Below are 15,750 nucleotides of genomic sequence, written 5' to 3'. Positions count from 1 at the left end.
CCCGACGAGCGGCGTGCGCCGCTTAGGCTGACTGCGATGTTCCCCAGAGTCACCGCCGTCCTCGTCGTGCACCACGGCGGCGACCATCTCCGTCAGACGCTCGAGGCGATCCGCTCGCAGGAGCGCGCTCCTGATGCGCTCGTCGTCGTGCTCACCGAGGCCGACACGGTTGCGCGAGAGCAGATCACGAAGATCTCGCCCACCCACTTCGTCGACCTCTCCCAGCGTCTCTCCTTCGGCGAAGCAGTGCGCGCTGCCGATCGCGTGCTCGACGAGCCCGACTCCGATGGCGATGCCCTCTGGCTGCTCGCCGAGGACAGCGCGCCCGCGCCAGATGCCCTGGCCCGCCTCGTGGCGACCCTCGAGACGGCCAAGTCGGTGGCGATCGCCGGGCCCAAGCTCGTCGAATGGCACGAGCCCGACCGCATCGCCCGCTTCGGCCGCTCCGTCACGCGCCTCGGTCGCAGCGTCACCCTCGTCGCCGACGAACTCGACCAGGGTCAGCACGACGGCATGAGCGACGTGCTCGGGCTCGACCCGGCGGCGATCCTCGTGCGGCACTCGGTGTGGCGCACTCTCGGCGGCTTCGACCCGGGCCTGCCCACCGTCGACGACGCGCTCGACCTGTCGATCCGGGCCCGCCTCGCCGGGCACCGCGTCGAGGTCGTACCCGAGGCGAAGGTGCGATTCGCGGGCGCCGGCGTCGCCGGGCCCGAGACGGGCCCGAAGGCGCGGACGACGCGCCGGCGCGTCCGCAACACCCGCGCGGCGCAACTGCACCGGCGTCTCGTCTACGCACCCCTCGTCCTCGCTCCGCTGCATTGGCTGACCTTCCTGCCGCTTGCGGTGCTCCGCTCGATCCGGCTGCTCCTCGTGAAGGCGCCCGGCGCCATCCCCGGCGAGTTCGCGGCCGCCGTGACGACGATGTTCTCGGGCGCCCGCGTGCCGCGTGCCCGCCGCAGGCTGAAGTCCGCCCGCACGGTCGGCTGGTCGGCGATCGCGCCGCTGCGCATGCAGCCCGACGAGATGGGCCGCCGCCGGCAGCACGCCGCGGAGGCCCGCCGCGAACGCGCGCGCGGGCGCAAGCACGAGCTCCAGTTCCTCGGCACGGGCGGTGGTTGGGTCCTGCTCGCCTCGATCGTCGCGTCGATCGCGCTGTTCTCCTGGCTCTTCGGCGCGGGCGGCGTGAGCGGAGGCGGCCTCGAGCCGCTCTCGAACGGCCTCGACGCACTCTGGCGCAACGCCGCCTACGGCTGGCGCGACATCGGCCCCGGATTCATGGGCGGCGCCGACCCGTTCGCCGGGGCGCTCGCCGTGCTCGGATCCGTGACCTTCTGGGCGCCGTCGACCGCGCTCCTGTTGCTGTGGCTCCTCGCGATCCCGGCGGCGGCGCTCGGCGCCTGGTTCGCGGCATCGCGACTGACCGAGCGCGGGTCGCTCCGGGCGGTCGCCGCATTGATGTGGGCGTTCGCCCCGCCGTTCCTGATCGCCCTCGGCGACGGGCGCCCCGGGGCCGTCCTCGCACACGTGCTGTTGGCATGGCTCGCGTTCGCGGCGTTCGGCGCCGCGACCTCGTGGGCGGCTGCCGCGACCGCATCGCTCCTGTTCGCCGCGGTGATCGCCGCGGCGCCGAGCCTCGCGCCGGCGCTGCTCATCGCCTGGATCGTCGCGCTCGCCGTGAGCGGGCGGGCCGCCGTCCGGCTCGTGGGCCTGCCCATCCCCGCGATCGTGCTCGCCGCGCCGCTCGTGATCGGGCAGATCGACCGGGGCAATCTGCTCGGCCTGCTCGCCGACCCCGGGCTGCCGACCGAGAGCACCGTGCCGTCGGTGTGGCAGCTCGCCCTCGGCCTGCCCGACGGCTCGTGGGGAGGCTGGAACAGCTTCTTCGCGACCACGAGCGTCGATTTCCGCATCGCCGTCAGCGCGCTCGTGCTGCCGCTCGTGATCGTCGCGCTCACCGCGGTGCTCGCGCCGGCCTTCCGCTCCGCCGTGCTCGCGCTCGGGGCGGCGCTGCTCGGCTTCGCGACCGCCCTGCTCGCGACGCACCTCGCACTGTCGAGCTCGGGTGCGACCGCTGTGCCGCTGTGGTCGGGTGCCGGTCTCAGCCTCGCCTGGATCGGGCTCGTGCTCGCCGCCGTCGTCGCGCTCGACGCGCTGCGACGAGGCCGTGCGCTCGTGGCATGGGTCGTGCTCGCCGCCGTCGTCGCCGCCGTCGTGCCGACGGCGATCGACCTCGCCACGGGCACGGTCGCCGTACGGCCCGCCGCGGTGCGCACGCTGCCGGCGTTCGTCGGTGCCGAAGCCGAGAACGACTCCCGCGTCACGACGCTCCGCATGACGCCCGACGCCGACGGCAGCCTCCGCGCGACGCTCGAGCGCGGCGCGGGGACCACGCTCGACGAGCAATCGACCCTCGACGCCACCGCACTGACGCTCTCGGCCGATGAGGAGCAGCTCGCCGAGATCGCGGGCAACCTCGCGTCGCGGAGCGGCTTCGACCCGGAGGCCGCGGTGCGCGAGTTCGGCGCTTCGTTCGTGCTGCTCGACGACCCCGAGGTCGACGACCGCGCCGCGGTCGCCACCGCCGAGCGAGCGCGTACCGCGCTCGACGGCAACGCGGCGCTCGTGGCCGTCGGCGAGACCGACTTCGGCACGCTCTGGCGGTTCACGTCGGCAGAACCGGATGCCTCGGCGGCGCAGATCCCGCCGGAGGCGAGCAGCTGGCTGGTCGGCGCGGTCGCCGTCGTGCAGCTCATCGTGCTCGGAGCGACGCTGCTGCTCTCGATTCCGACGGGTGCCGGCCGCGAAGCCGACCGGAGTCCGCAGCGTCGACCCGCGCGGCGCCCGCTGATCCGTGCACGCAAGCCGAAGCCGGTCGCGGCAGCGGGCGGGGCGGAAGATGCGAGCGGCATCGTCGCCGCCGGATCCGACGACGGGATGACGTCGCCACCGGGGAGCGGATCGCTCGAGCCGGCCCCGAAGACCGAGCCCGTCGACGACGAGCCGCAGGCCGCGGCCTTCTACGACGAGCATCCCACGACGGCAACCGACGACGTCGAGCCGTCCGCCGACGCGACCGACGGTGGCGAGCCGGAGGCGTCCGAACCGCCGCGAACCGAACCCGAGCCCGACGCGACCGAAGGAGACGACGATGGCCGCTGAGCGCAACCTCGGCCGCCGGCTCGCCCGGATCGGCGCACGCGGCCTCGCCGTCGTGATCGCGGCCGGCATCGCCGTCGGCGCCCTCGCGGCGGCCGCGCTGGTGCCGTGGCCGGAGCACCGCATCACGCCGCCGTCGCTCGTCGTGAAGCCTGCCGAGACGGGACAGCTGCGGGTGTGCCCCGGCCCGCTGCTCTCGCTCGGCGACGACCCCGATGAGGCGACGACCGCGAGCTCGGTCGGGACGACCTCCGTGACGCACGGCGCCGTCCCCGACGATGCCGAGGTCGCCGAGACCCCACTCGCCGCCCCCGAGAATCCTCGTGCCGACCGCGACGGCACCCCGCTCGCGCTGACCACCGAGGCCGGTGCGGTCGAGGCGGGCATGCTCGCCGGTGCGCAGGGGCAGCAGGTCTCGCGCGACACGATCGCCGGATACGCCGCGGCCGCCTGCGACGAGGTCGTCACCGAGGCGTGGCTCGTCGGCGGCGCCACCGACGTCGGGCGCTCGGGGCTCGTGCTGCTCTCGAACCCGACCGCCGTCGCGTCGACCGTCGATGTCCGCGTGATCGGCGAGGGCGGCGCGGTCGACGCACCGTCGGGTCTCGGCATCACGGTGCCGGCCGGCGAACAGCGCGTCGTCTCGCTGGCCGGGCTCGCCCCGAACCTCGCCTCGCCCGTCGTGCACGTCACGAGCACCGGCGGTGGGATCGCCGCGTCGCTCGAGCACACCGTCGTCGAGGGGCTCACGCCGGCGGGCGTCGAACTCGTCGGGCCGACCGCGACGCCCGCCGAGGTCCAGATCATCCCCGGCTTCACCGTGCCGGTCGACGGCGGCGTCGACGCGACGGACGACCACGCCGAGGGCGACGCCTTCCCGGCAGTGAGGCTCCTCGCGACCGGCGACGATCCCGTGCAGGTCTCGATCGACATCGCTCCCGAGTCGGGCGGTGGAGGCGGCAGCATCGATGCGACGCTCGAGCCGGGGATCGTCAGCGACGTGCCGCTCGGCGACCTCGATGCGGGCGAGTACACCATCGCGCTCGAGGCCGACGGGCCGATCGTCGCCGCCGCGCGCGCGACGACCGGCTCCCCGCAGGCGCAGACCGACCCCGACGGGGACGACCGCGAGGCATCCGTCGACCTCGCCTGGACCGCGGCGACGCTGCCGCTGCTCGACACGGCGGTCATCGCAGTTCCGCGCGGGCCGAACCCGGTGCTGCACCTCGCGAACCCCGGCGACGACGAGGTCGAGGCGACGCTCACGGTCGACGGCGATGAGCGCGAGGTGCGGATCGCCCCTGGCACGACCGAGGCGATCGAGGTCGAGGCACGCGGTGTCGTCGAACTCGACGGGACGGCCGGATTGCACGCGACCGTGGCGTACTCGGGCGAGCGGGCACTGTCCTCGTTCCCGGTGCGCCCACCGGGGCCGCTCGACTCGCCGTTGCGGGTGTTCCCGCACTGACGGCCGCGGCGGGGCCTCGTACGCGCTTCGCGCTACCGGATCACCGGGGTCAGAAGTGGCGATACCGCCCGGGGGCGAGTTCCCACGGGTCGCGCCCGAGGAAGTCCGCGATCGCGCGGAACACGCAACTCTCGACCAGGAGCTTCTCGTCTTTGTCTTCACCCTCCTGCAGCCGCAGGAACCGCACGATCGGCAACCGGAAGAAGACGATGCGCCGCTCGTCGTGGTAGACCTTCCACCGGTCGATGTGATCATCGTGAATGGCCTCGGCCGGCGCCTGGGCGACCTCGAAGACGACCCCCTCGAGCTCGGGCCAGAGGCCGCGCAGGTACGACACCGTCGTCGCGACCGTGAGCTCGAACTCGTCGAGCCGGTTCGTGAGCATCGGGAGGTGCGGACCGGTCACCGGCGAGCGCATGCCGCGCCCGTGGCGGTCGCGGGCGAGCCGCCTCGGAGAGCGCGGGTCGGCGACACGACGAGAGCGGGGCATACCCTCCATCGTAATGGCGGGGGTCGTCGCTAATCTTGATCTGCCATGAGACGTTGTTCGCGCACCGCATGCGCCGCCGAGGCGGTCGCGACCCTGACCTTCGACTACGCCGATTCGATGGCCGTGCTGGGGCCGCTCGCGACCGTGCCCGAGCCGCACGGTTACGACCTGTGCGCCCGCCACGCCGAGCGCACGTCGGCACCCGTCGGCTGGCAGGTCGTGCGGCACGTCTCACTCGGTGAGGTAGGTTTCAAAGCATGAGTCCCGCTGCAGCGTCCGGCGCTCGTGCGCGCCTCGAGGCGATCGTGAAGGCCTACGACGTCCGCGGGATCGTGGGCGAGGGGCTGACCGACGAGACCGTCGAGGCGCTCGGAGCGGCCTTCGTCGACGAGGTGGGCGCCGCAGGCGGCCGCGTCGTCGTCGGCCATGACATGCGCGACTCGTCGCCCGGGTTCGCGGCGGCGTTCGCGGCGGGCGCATCGGTGCGCGGAGCCGACGTCGTCTCGATCGGGCTGTGCTCGACCGACGAGAGCTACTTCGCATCCGGTTCGCTCGACGCCCCGGCCGCGATGTTCACTGCGAGCCACAACCCCGCCGCGTACAACGGCATCAAGTTCTCCCGCGCCGGCGCGCAGGGCATCTCGCTCGACACCGGACTCGCGGCGATCCGCGATCGCGCCGCCGACTACCTCGAGGGCGGCATCCCCGTCGCAGAGACCGCCGGCGCCGTGACCGAGGCCGACGTGCTCGCCGACTACGCGGCGTACCTGCGGTCGCTCGTCGACCTGTCGAGTGTTCGCCCGCTGAAGATCGTCGTCGACGCCGGCAACGGCATGGGCGGGCTCACCGTCCCCGCCGTGCTCGGCGAGGCTGCCGGCCTGCCCGCGCTGCCGCTCGAGATCGTGCCCCTGTACTTCGAGCTCGACGGCACCTTCCCGAACCACGAGGCGAACCCGCTCGAGCCTGCGAACCTCGTCGACCTGCAGCGCGCCGTGGTCGAGCACAGCGCCGACCTCGGACTCGCCTTCGACGGCGACGCCGACCGGTGCTTCGTCGTCGACGAGCAGGGCGGCGCGGTGAGCCCCTCGGCCGTCGCAGCGATCGTGGCACTGCGCGAGATCGCACGCGTCACCGCGGCCGGCGAGACCGGGGTGAACGTCATCCACAACCTCATCACCTCGCGCTTCGTGCCCGAGACGATCGAGGCGGCCGGGGCGATCCCCGTGCGTACGCGCGTCGGGCACTCGCTCATCAAGGACCAGATGAAGGCGACCGGGGCGGTGTTCGGCGGCGAGCACTCGGCCCACTACTACTTCCGCGACTTCTGGGGCGCCGACAACGGCATGCTCGCCGCGATGCACGTGCTCGCCGAGTTCGGGGCGCAGTCGGCACCGCTGTCGGAGGTCGCCGCCCGCTTCACGCCGTACTCGCTCTCGGGCGAGATCAACTCGGTCGTCGACGACGTGCCCTCGGCCTACACGCGCGTGGTCGAGGCGTTCACCGGCCGCGGCGAGTTCGACGAGCTCGACGGACTGACCGTCACGGGCGTCACCGCGGGAGACGAGCCGTTCTGGTGGTTCAACGTGCGCCCCTCGAACACCGAGCCGCTCCTGCGGCTCAACGTCGAGGGCGGCGACGAGCCGACCATGGCCGCGATCCGCGACGAGGTGCTCGCGCTCATCCGCGTCGAGTAGGAGTCCTCGGCCGACACGAGTTACGCGACGTCGCCCATCGCGCGGGCCTGCGAGAATGGTCGGCATGAGCATCGAGCCCGCCACCATCGCCCTCCCGTTCAAGGTCGCCGACCTCTCGCTCGCCGAGGCGGGGCGACACCAGCTGCGGCTCGCCGAGAACGAGATGCCGGGGCTCATGGCGCTGCGAGCCGAGTTCGGCGCCGCGAAGCCGCTCGCGGGGGCCCGCATCGCCGGCAGCCTGCACATGACCGTGCAGACCGCGGTGCTCATCGAGACGCTCGTCGCCCTCGGGGCGCAGGTGCGGTGGGCGAGCTGCAACATCTTCTCGACGCAGGACGAGGCGGCCGCCGCGGTCGTCGTCGGTCCCGAGGGCACCGTCGACGCGCCCGCGGGGGTGCCGGTGTTCGCCTGGAAGGGCGAGACCCTCGACGAGTACTGGTGGTGCACCGACCGCATCTTCGACTGGAGCGCCGAGGCGACGGCGGCCGGCGCCGACTGGATCGGGCCCAACATGATCCTCGACGACGGCGGCGACGCCACGCTGCTCGTGCACCGCGGTCGCGACGTCGAGGCCGCGGGCGCCGTGCCCGAGGCATCCCCGGGCGACAGCGCGGAGTACCGCGTGGTGCTCGACACCCTGCGCCGCTCGCTCGAGCTCAGCCCCGACCGCTGGACCCGTATCGCCGCCGAGCTCAAGGGCGTCACCGAAGAGACGACGACCGGCGTGCACCGGCTCTACGAGCTGCACGCCGCCGGCGGGCTGCTCTTCCCGGCGATCAACGTCAACGACTCGGTCACGAAGTCGAAGTTCGACAACAAGTACGGCATCCGCCACTCGCTGCCCGACGGGCTCAACCGGGCCACCGACGTGCTCATGGGCGGCAAGGTCGCGTTCGTCGTCGGCTACGGCGACGTCGGCAAGGGCGCCGCCGAGGCGCTGCGCGGCCAGGGCGCGCGCGTCATCGTGAGCGAGGTCGACCCGATCTGCGCGTTGCAGGCCGCGATGGACGGCTACCAGGTCGCCCGCGTCGAGGACGCGGTCGGCGAGGTCGACATCTTCGTCACGTGCACGGGCAACAAGGACGTCATCCGCCTCGAGCACATGCTCGCGATGAAGCACCTCGCGATCGTCGCGAACGTGGGCCACTTCGACAACGAGATCGACATGGCCGCGCTCGAGTCGCTCGCGGGCGCCGAGAAGGTCGAGATCAAGCCCCAGGTGCACGAGTGGCGGCTGCCGACCGGCCGCTCGATCCTCGTGCTGAGCGAGGGACGCCTCATGAACCTCGGCAACGCCACCGGCCATCCCTCGTTCGTCATGTCGAACTCGTTCGCCAACCAGGTGCTCGCCCAGATCGAACTGTGGACCCGTCCCGACGCGTACCCGGTCGGCGTGTACGTGCTGCCGAAGCACCTCGACGAGAAGGTCGCCCGCCTGCACCTCGACTCGCTCGGCGTGCAGCTCACGACGCTGAGCCCCGAGCAGGCCGCCTACATCGGCGTGCCGGTCGAGGGCCCGTACAAGGTCGACCACTACCGGTACTGAGCGCGCGCATCCGCTCGTCGGCGAGCCGGCGGGCGGCGTGCGGCGTGCGGCGCCACGCCGGAGTCCGACGTGCGTGCGGCGCGGATGCCTCGTGGCCGACGTCAGCGCTCGGGGAACCCGGCCGGGCGCGACGTGAGCACGGGCGCGAGTGCGGCGATGCGCGCATCTTCGAGCGAGAGCGCCGCGGCGTCGCGTTCGCGGCGGAGCGCGGCGACCCCGGCGAGGAAGAGCTCGGGCGGCGCGGCCGGCACCGGCGACACGTAGGGGGAGACCTCGGTGGCGAGCGACGCGGCGACGCGTGCGCGGCTCTCGGGCACGAGGTGCTCGACGTTCGCGAAGAACGACGCGACGCGTCGCGCGAGCGGGTCGGGCAGTCGTGCGACGTCGGCGGTCGTCGCCCACGCCGCGAGCTGCACCGGCACGCCGAAGGCGTTCGACGGCGGCGCAGGCACCCGCTCGACCTGCGAGTGGGTGCCGGCGAGGATGTCGCCGAGCCGCTTCGACGACGGATTGAGGAAGCCGACGAGCAGCGCGAGCCCGCCGAACGTCATGTAGATCTCGACGACGCCGACGAGCGCGCGGATGAACGCGTGCCGGAATCCGCTCGCGCCGCCGTCGTCGCGGACGACCCGGAGTCCGAGCGCGAGCTTGCCGAGGGAACGCCCGCGGGCCGCCGTCTCGACCGCCGTCGGCACGATCACGATGACGGTCACGATGCCCGCGATCATCGCCGCGCGCAGCGCCGCCTCGTCGGCGCCGAGGCTCGCGACGATCCAGAGCAGCCCGAGGATGAGCGCGATGCTCACGAGCACGTCGATCGCCGCACCGCCGGCGCGCATGAGCACGCTCGCGGGGCGCACGTCGAGCGAGACCGCCTCGCCGGTGAGCACGCCGTCGTCCTGGAACCGGCCGACGCGCACGAAGGCGGCCCCCTGGGGTGCCGTGCCGGTCGGAGACGCCATGGGTAGTATTCAAGCAGATGGACCTCGAAGCCCTCGCCGCCGCACGCCACGACGACTGGCAGCGGCTCGACGCGCTCGCGCGCGGATCGCGGCGCTTGTCCGGCCCCGAGACCGATGAGCTCATCGAGCGGTACCAGGCCGCGGCATCCGACCTGTCGCTCGTGAAGTCGACGGCGGGCTCGACCGCCCTCGGCGACCGTCTCTCGCTGAGCCTCTCGCGGTCGCGCCTGCGCTTCACGGCCGCGCCCGAGAATCCGCTGCGCCGGCTCGCCCGATTCGTCGCGGCCGACCTGCCTGCCTCCCTCTACCGGCTTCGCTGGCCGACGCTCGCGGTCGCCCTCGCGACGTTCGTGATCGCCGGGCTCTACGCGTGGTGGATCATGGGCGATCCGCGCGTGCTCGCCTCGCTCGGCTCTGAGCGCGAGCTCCGCCAGATCGCGGAGGAGGGTTTCGTCGCCTACTACTCCGAGCACCCGGCCGGCTCGTTCGCGGGATCGGTGTGGTCGAACAACTGGTGGGTCGCCGCACAGTGCGTCGCGTTCGGCATCCTCGGGGTGTGGGTGCCCTGGGTGATCATGCAGAACGCGCAGAACCTCGGCATCAACGCCGCCATCATGTTCACGTACGACGAGGGCGACACGTTCTTCCTCTACATCGCGCCGCACGGCCTGCTCGAGCTCACGTGCGTGTTCATCGCGGCGGCGGCGGGACTGCGCATCTTCTGGGCGTGGGTCGCACCGGGGCCGAGACCGCGGGGCGTCGCGCTCGCCGAGGACGCGCGGGCGCTGTTCACGGTCGCGATCGGGCTCGTGTTCTTCCTCTTCGTCGCCGGCGTCATCGAGGGCTTCGTCACCCCGGCGCCGTGGCCGTGGCCCGTGAAGATCGGCATCGGCGCACTCGCGCTCGGCGCGCTCCTCTTCTACATGCTCGTCGTCGGTCGCCGTGCGTGGCGGGCCGGCGCGACCGGCGACCTCGTGGATTTCGAGGCGGGCGCGACCCGCATCGTCGCCGGCTGACGCGCGACCTCCGCCCAGGTCCGTTCCTTCAGCCTCCTGGTCGGGAGGCTGCCTCATCGGGTGGGGAGGGCGGACACGACGAAGGCGGATGCCTCGGGGGCATCCGCCTTCGTGCGATCGCGGCCGTACGGCCGGGCGAACCTACGCCGTGAGGCGCGTCGGCCGGTCGAAGACCGCCTTGTAGATGATGCCGGCGAGCAGCGCACCGACGATCGGTGCGACGATCGACGCCCAGAGCTGGCTCAGGGCGAGCTGGCCGCCGAAGATCGCGGTCGCGATCGAGCGGGCCGGGTTGAACGAGCCGTTGGTGACGTACCCGGCGACGAGCACGAGCACCGTGAGGGTGAGGCCGATCGCGAGCGGGGCGAGGTTCGACGCGGCGCGGCCGGCCGAGGTGACGCCGAGGATCACGAACAGGAACACCGCGGTCGCGATGATCTCGGCGATGAAGAACGACACGAGGCCGAACCCGCCCGGGGAGAGCTCGTCGTAGCCGGTCGACACGCCCTGGAAGATCGCCATGTCGAACTTCGGCCCCGTGGAGAGGATGCCGAGCAGCACGACCGAGCCGAGGATGCCGCCGACGATCTGCGCGACGATGTAGCCGAGCGTGTCGCGCCAGGCGAACCGGCCGGCGATCGCGAGCCCGAGCGTGACGGCCGGGTTGAAGTGGCCGCCCGAGATCGGGCCGAAGGCGTAGATGCCCACGACGACGGAGAGGCCGAGGCCGAAGGCGACGCCGAGCAGGCCCACGCCGTCGGCCGCCGAGAAGATCGCCGTGCCGATCACGCCGAAGACGAGGATGAAGGTGCCGAGGAGCTCGGCGGTGAGCTTCTTGCCGGTCGAGGGTGCATCGACGGCGGGTGCTGTGTCGGACATCTGAGTGCCTTTCGTTGGGACCGGCTCGGCGGATCGAGCGGTCGGCGGACGCGGCGCACGGCCTCGACGGCGCCTTCCAGAGCGTAGCGACCCCGAACTCGTCGGCGCGTGAACCTCGGGCGAATGTCTCGAATCGAGTCGTCGTGCAACAGCGTGCGTCGCATCGCCTCAGAGCTGCCCGGAGGCCTTCAGGTCGAGGTAGCGGTCGGCGAGGGCCGGCGGCAGCTCGGGCGGCGACGCCGACACGGTCTGCCCGCCGAGCCTGCGGATCGCGGCGGCCACGCGTTCGCCGTCGTCGAGTCCGCGCTGGGCGGCCGCGGCCCGGTACACGGCCTCGAGGTCGTCGTGCTGACGGCCGGCCTCGATGAGCGCGGGGTCGGCGACCGACGCCACGACGACCGTGTGCCGCGAGGTGAGCTGCGGCAGCATCGAGAGCAGACCGCGTGAGCTGCCGGGGGAGTCCGCGGCGGTGAGCAGCACGACGAGCGCGCGCCGGCTCGTGACCTGGCGGACGAGCCCCGGCACGAGCGACCAGTCGGCCTCGAGCAACTCGGCGTCGATGCCCGCCATCGTGTCGACCATGCGGGCGAGCAGGTCGGGTCCGGTCGCGCCGTGCACGCGCCCGCGGAGACGCCGGTCGGTCGCGAGGAAGTCGACGCGGTCGCCCGCGTGCGTGGCGAGCGCGGCCAGCAGCAGGGATGCCTCGTAGGCGGTGTCGAGGCGGGGTTCGTCGGCGATCCGCGCGGCGGCGGTGCGTGAGGTGTCGGCGACGATGACGATGCGCCGATCGCGTTCGGGACGCCACGTGCGCACCATCAGCCGGGCGTTGCCCGGCACCTCGGGGTCGATGTGGCGCGCGGTCGCGCGCCAGTCGATCGAGCGCACGTCGTCGCCGCGCACGTACTCGCGGATCGAGTCGAACTCGGTGCCCTGGCCGCGGATCAGCAGCGGTGTGCGACCGTCGAGCTCCCGCAGGCGCGTGAGCCGCGACGGCAGGTGCACCCGCGAATGGAACGGCGGCAGCACCCGCACGCGGCCGGGTGCCGCGAGGGTCGCCTGGCGGGCCCAGAGCCCGAGCGGCCCGGCCGAACGGATCGTGACCTGCGCCGTCCGCCGGTCGCCCCGGCGCACCGGCACGAGCCGCAGGGTCATGCGGCGCCGCTCGGCGGGCGGGATGACGAGGCGAGTGCGGTTCGCACCGTCGACGCCGGCCGACGGCTCCCACCCGTCGCGCACGGTGGCGCGCATGGTCCGGCCGCCGAGATTCTGCACCACGAGCACCGAGGCGACCGGTTCACCGAGGCGGACGCGCTCGGGCAGCTCGCGCGCGAACGCCACCCGTCGCGGCGACGCCGCGATCGAGAGGTCGACGGCGCCGGCGCCGACCACGACGAACAGCCAGCCGACGAGCGCGAGCCAGGCCTCGGGCGCGCCGGTGAGCCCAGCGATCACCACGGGGACGACCCCGAGGGCGACGAGCAGGACGAAGCGGCCGGTCAGCGCCATCGGAACGGCTCCGTCGTGATCGGCGTCGGGTGCACCCGCCCCGCGTTCAGAGCGGCACCTGCACCTGCTGCACGATGCCGCGCAGCACCTGGTCGACCGACACGCCCTCGAGCTCGGCCTCGGGGCGCAGCTGGACACGATGGCGCCAGACCGGCAGCAGCATCGCCTGCACGTGATCGGGCGTGAGCGAGTCGTGGCCGGTGAGCCAGGCCCAGGCCTTCGCCGCCGCGAGCAGTCCGGTCGTGCCGCGCGGGCTCACGCCGAGCCGCATCGACGGGCTTCGGCGGGTCGCCCGGGCGAGGTCCACGAGGTAGGCGAGCACGTCGTCGGAGACGCGCACGGCGGCCGCGGCGGAGCGGGCACGGGCGAGCTCGGCGGCGCCGAGCACCGGCTCGACGCCGGCCGCGGCGAGGTCGTGCGGGTCGAACCCGTCGGCGTGCCGGCGCAGCAGCGAGATCTCGGCGTCGCGCTCGGGCACGTCGAGCACGAGCTTCAGCAGGAAGCGGTCGAGCTGCGCCTCGGGGAGGGCGTACGTGCCCTCGTACTCGATCGGGTTCTGGGTCGCGGCGACCATGAACGGATCGGGCAGCGGCCGGGTGATGCCGTCGGCCGAGACCTGGCGCTCCTCCATCGCCTCGAGCAGCGCCGACTGCGTCTTCGGCGGCGTCCGGTTGATCTCGTCGGCGAGCAGGATGTTCGTGAACACCGGTCCCTCGCGGAACGCGAACTCCCCGGTGCGCGGGTCGTAGGCGAGCGAGCCGGTCACGTCGCCCGGCATGAGGTCTGGCGTGAACTGCAGGCGACGCGTGTCGAGCTCCAGCGTGCGGCTGAGCGTGCGCACGAGCAGCGTCTTCGCGACGCCCGGCACGCCCTCGAGGAGGACGTGCCCACGCGTGAGGAGGGCGATGATGAGGCCGGTCACCGCGCCGTCCTGCCCGACGACGGCCTTGCCGACCTCGACGCGGACCCGGTTGAGGGCGGCGCGCAGCTCGGCGTCGGGCGAGGCGGCGGGCGCGACGGGTGCGGCGGGCGCGACGGGTGCGGCCGGCGCAGCCGGGGTGGCGGGTGCCGCCGTGGCTTCGCGCGGGATCGGGTCGTTCGCGATCGGGTCGGTCATGGTCGCCTTCCTGGTCCGGTCTCGGGTGCGAGTCTCGCACGTACGTCGGCTTCGAGGTCGCCGAGCTCGCCCGCGAGGCGCACGAGGTCCGCGTCGCCGACGGGCTGCGCGTCGACGAGCAGCTGCCGCACGGCCACGGGGTCGCGCCCCGTCGATGCGGCGACCGCCTCGGCGAGGCTCGCGACGTCGACCGCGCGCGGGAGCCGCAACGCCTGCGCGAGCCGGCCGATGGAGCCGATGCGCAACTGGTCGAGTGCGTGCAGCCTCGCCGTGTTCCGCGCGTACAGGCGCGCGCGGCCCTCGCTGGTCTCGCCGGCGGGCACCTGCACGGGCAGGTTCTCCGCGACGAGCGGTCCGAACCGGCGACCGCGCCACACTCCTGCGGCGATCGTGAGGATGACGGCGAGGGCGAGCACGGGCGAGACCCAGCCGGGCGTGAGCTCGGCGATGGTGGGCGCTTCGCCTGCGGCGGCGTCCGTCGGCCCGGGCAGGTACCAGGCGAGGCGCTCGGACGCACCCGTCAGGCCGATCGCGAGCGCCGCATTGCCGTGCTCGGTGATGCGGCCGTTCTCGAACGACGTCGTCGCAGGGACGAGCGTGATCTCACCGCCCCGCCCCTCACCGGTGACGACGGCGAATGCGTCGCCCTCGTCGCGGAAGCATCCCCGCCATCCGTCGGCCGCCGCGTCGTCGTCGACCCTGAGCAGCCCCTGCCCGTCCGACAGCGAACCGGCCCGGCGCGCGGCGGGCACGTCGCAGGCGACATCGTCGAGCGGCCCGCTCGCGAAGCCCGCGAGCCGGACGCCGGGCGCGAGCGCCTCGAGCGCGACGAAGTCGGGGGCGACGACGACGAGCCGGTCGGCGTACAGCCCGAGCTTCGAGTAGCGGTCGGCCGTGAGCACGCCGAGCTCGTCGTACACGAGCACCGTCGATCCGGACTTCGCCGCGTCCAGTGCGAGGTCGTAGCTGTCGACGGGAGTCACGTCGACGCCGTGTCCGCGCAGGACTTCGACGAGCGCCTTCGCGCCGCCGGGCGCCGCATTGTCGGAACCGAGGAGCGGGCCGCCGCCGCGGGCCGTGCCGCCGATGAGGTTGATCGCGAGCACCCCGAGCGCGACGAGGGCGGCGAAGACGATCCAGATGCGCCGGCGACGCAGTGTGGCGCGGATCGTGGGGGTGAGCGCGGTGGCTCCGGCCGGTGCGGCGGGGTCGTCCGGCGCGGTGGGGGGCGGCGCCTCGAGGGACGTCGTGGCGGGCGGGCTCATCGCACCGCCTCCGCCTCGACGTCCGCCGCTCCCGCCGGGCGCGTTTCGGCGATGCGGCGCTCGAGGCGGGTGAGCTCGTCGTAGCCGACGACGTCGCCCGTGCCGTCCGAGTAGCGGACGTCGTCGAACGCGGCTGCCGCGGAGGCGAGGGACCCGGCCTCGGAGGGGAAGGGTCGGGCCGCGGCATCCGCGAAGGCGCCGGCCGTCGTGCCGGGATGGACCTGGACCAGATCGCGGTCGACGATGCCGCGTACGAGCGCACGGAATCGCTCCTCGATCGCGCGCGGCCAGTCGCCGGCGCGGGCCGCGGCGTCGGCGGCCGCGCGGATCTCGCCGAGGTCGCGCACGTCGTGGTCGTCGAAGAGCGGCAGGGGGGTTCGGCGGGCGCGTCGCAGGCGCGGCAGCCCGAACACGAGGAAGGCGACGACGACGAGCGCGACGATCACGAGCACCACGATGAGCGTGACGACAGGCCCGGGCACGCCGCCGGCTCCGCCGAGGAGGTCGGCGATCCAGTCGCGGATCGCCTGCATAGCGAGATCGAATGCCGTGGGCTTCGCGTTCTGGTACTCGGGTTTCTGCAGTTCGTCCTCGAGCCACCGGCGCGCCTCGGGCGCGTCGGGATCGAGCGGGGTCGCGAGGAGCACG

At 73.4% G+C, this 15,750-nt stretch carries 12 protein-coding genes and 1 pseudogene; 6 read left to right on the top strand and 7 right to left on the bottom strand.

Features of this window, described 5'->3' with window-relative positions; genetic code table 11:
• The first annotated feature begins 36 nt into the window (after positions 1–36).
• Positions 37–3,162: a glycosyltransferase family 2 protein gene (locus tag LR269_RS15045; protein ID WP_231431565.1), complete on the top strand. Its 3,126-nt coding sequence runs from the start codon at positions 37–39 to the stop codon at positions 3,160–3,162.
• On the top strand, positions 3,152–4,627 hold the full coding sequence (locus LR269_RS15040; RefSeq protein ID WP_231431564.1) for a DUF5719 family protein: 1,476 nt from the start codon (positions 3,152–3,154) through the stop codon (positions 4,625–4,627). Before LR269_RS15045 ends, LR269_RS15040 begins: the two co-directional genes overlap by 11 nt.
• A 49-nt stretch (positions 4,628–4,676) precedes the next feature.
• Here the strand turns inward: LR269_RS15040 and LR269_RS15035 are convergent, their stop codons facing one another.
• Positions 4,677–5,117 (bottom strand): hypothetical protein, encoded by a 441-nt coding sequence (locus LR269_RS15035; RefSeq protein WP_231431563.1) that lies wholly within the window; start codon positions 5,115–5,117, stop codon positions 4,677–4,679.
• Between the two features lie 45 nt (positions 5,118–5,162).
• Between LR269_RS15035 and LR269_RS15030 the strand changes: the two are divergent.
• The 3 genes and pseudogenes from LR269_RS15030 to ahcY form a co-directional block, all read left to right on the top strand.
• Positions 5,163–5,342 (top strand): annotated as a pseudogene (locus LR269_RS15030) (DUF3499 family protein); the annotation flags it as partial.
• A 32-nt stretch (positions 5,343–5,374) separates the two neighbouring features.
• The gene (locus LR269_RS15025) at positions 5,375–6,811 is read left to right on the top strand and encodes a phosphomannomutase/phosphoglucomutase (protein ID WP_231431561.1); all 1,437 of its coding nucleotides are present in this window, start codon (positions 5,375–5,377) and stop codon (positions 6,809–6,811) included.
• A 64-nt stretch (positions 6,812–6,875) separates the two neighbouring features.
• On the top strand, positions 6,876–8,357 hold the full coding sequence (gene ahcY / locus LR269_RS15020) for an adenosylhomocysteinase (protein WP_231431560.1): 1,482 nt from the start codon (positions 6,876–6,878) through the stop codon (positions 8,355–8,357).
• Positions 8,358–8,458: 101 nt separating this feature from the next.
• On the opposite strand, the gene LR269_RS15015 is transcribed toward ahcY, so the two are convergent.
• The gene (locus LR269_RS15015; RefSeq protein ID WP_231431559.1) at positions 8,459–9,319 is read right to left on the bottom strand and encodes an RDD family protein; all 861 of its coding nucleotides are present in this window, start codon (positions 9,317–9,319) and stop codon (positions 8,459–8,461) included.
• Between the two features lie 17 nt (positions 9,320–9,336).
• Here LR269_RS15015 and LR269_RS15010 point away from each other — a divergent pair, with 17 nt between their 5' ends.
• Positions 9,337–10,335, top strand: a complete 999-nt coding sequence (locus tag LR269_RS15010; protein WP_231431558.1) for a stage II sporulation protein M — start codon at positions 9,337–9,339, stop codon at positions 10,333–10,335.
• A 141-nt stretch (positions 10,336–10,476) separates the two neighbouring features.
• On the opposite strand, the gene LR269_RS15005 is transcribed toward LR269_RS15010, so the two are convergent.
• The 5 genes from LR269_RS15005 to LR269_RS14985 all read right to left on the bottom strand — a co-directional run bounded on the left by LR269_RS15005 (position 10,477) and on the right by LR269_RS14985 (position 15,749).
• Positions 10,477–11,214 carry an aquaporin gene (locus LR269_RS15005; RefSeq protein WP_231431557.1) on the bottom strand — a complete coding sequence of 246 codons (738 nt, stop codon included), beginning with the start codon at positions 11,212–11,214 and terminating at the stop codon, positions 10,477–10,479.
• A gap of 168 nt (positions 11,215–11,382) precedes the next feature.
• Complete coding sequence (locus tag LR269_RS15000; RefSeq protein WP_231431556.1) at positions 11,383–12,720, bottom strand: DUF58 domain-containing protein; 1,338 nt, start codon at positions 12,718–12,720, stop codon at positions 11,383–11,385.
• A 46-nt stretch (positions 12,721–12,766) separates the two neighbouring features.
• Positions 12,767–13,837 (bottom strand): MoxR family ATPase, encoded by a 1,071-nt coding sequence (locus tag LR269_RS14995; RefSeq protein WP_231431555.1) that lies wholly within the window; start codon positions 13,835–13,837, stop codon positions 12,767–12,769.
• A complete protein-coding gene (locus LR269_RS14990) occupies positions 13,834–15,102 on the bottom strand; it encodes a DUF4350 domain-containing protein (RefSeq protein ID WP_231431554.1) in 1,269 nt (422 codons plus the stop codon). The genes LR269_RS14995 and LR269_RS14990 overlap by 4 nt, the downstream gene beginning before the upstream one ends.
• The gene (locus LR269_RS14985) at positions 15,099–15,749 is read right to left on the bottom strand and encodes a DUF4129 domain-containing protein (RefSeq protein WP_231431553.1); all 651 of its coding nucleotides are present in this window, start codon (positions 15,747–15,749) and stop codon (positions 15,099–15,101) included. Before LR269_RS14985 ends, LR269_RS14990 begins: the two co-directional genes overlap by 4 nt.
• Between the last annotated feature and the right edge of the window lies 1 nt (position 15,750).

Origin of the sequence: Agromyces sp. S2-1-8, assembly GCF_021129215.1 — a bacterium.
Taxonomy (GTDB): domain Bacteria; phylum Actinomycetota; class Actinomycetes; order Actinomycetales; family Microbacteriaceae; genus Agromyces; species Agromyces chromiiresistens.
The sequence above is the reverse complement of the archived record's forward strand: the minus strand, read 5'-3'. Positions and strand labels throughout refer to the sequence as shown.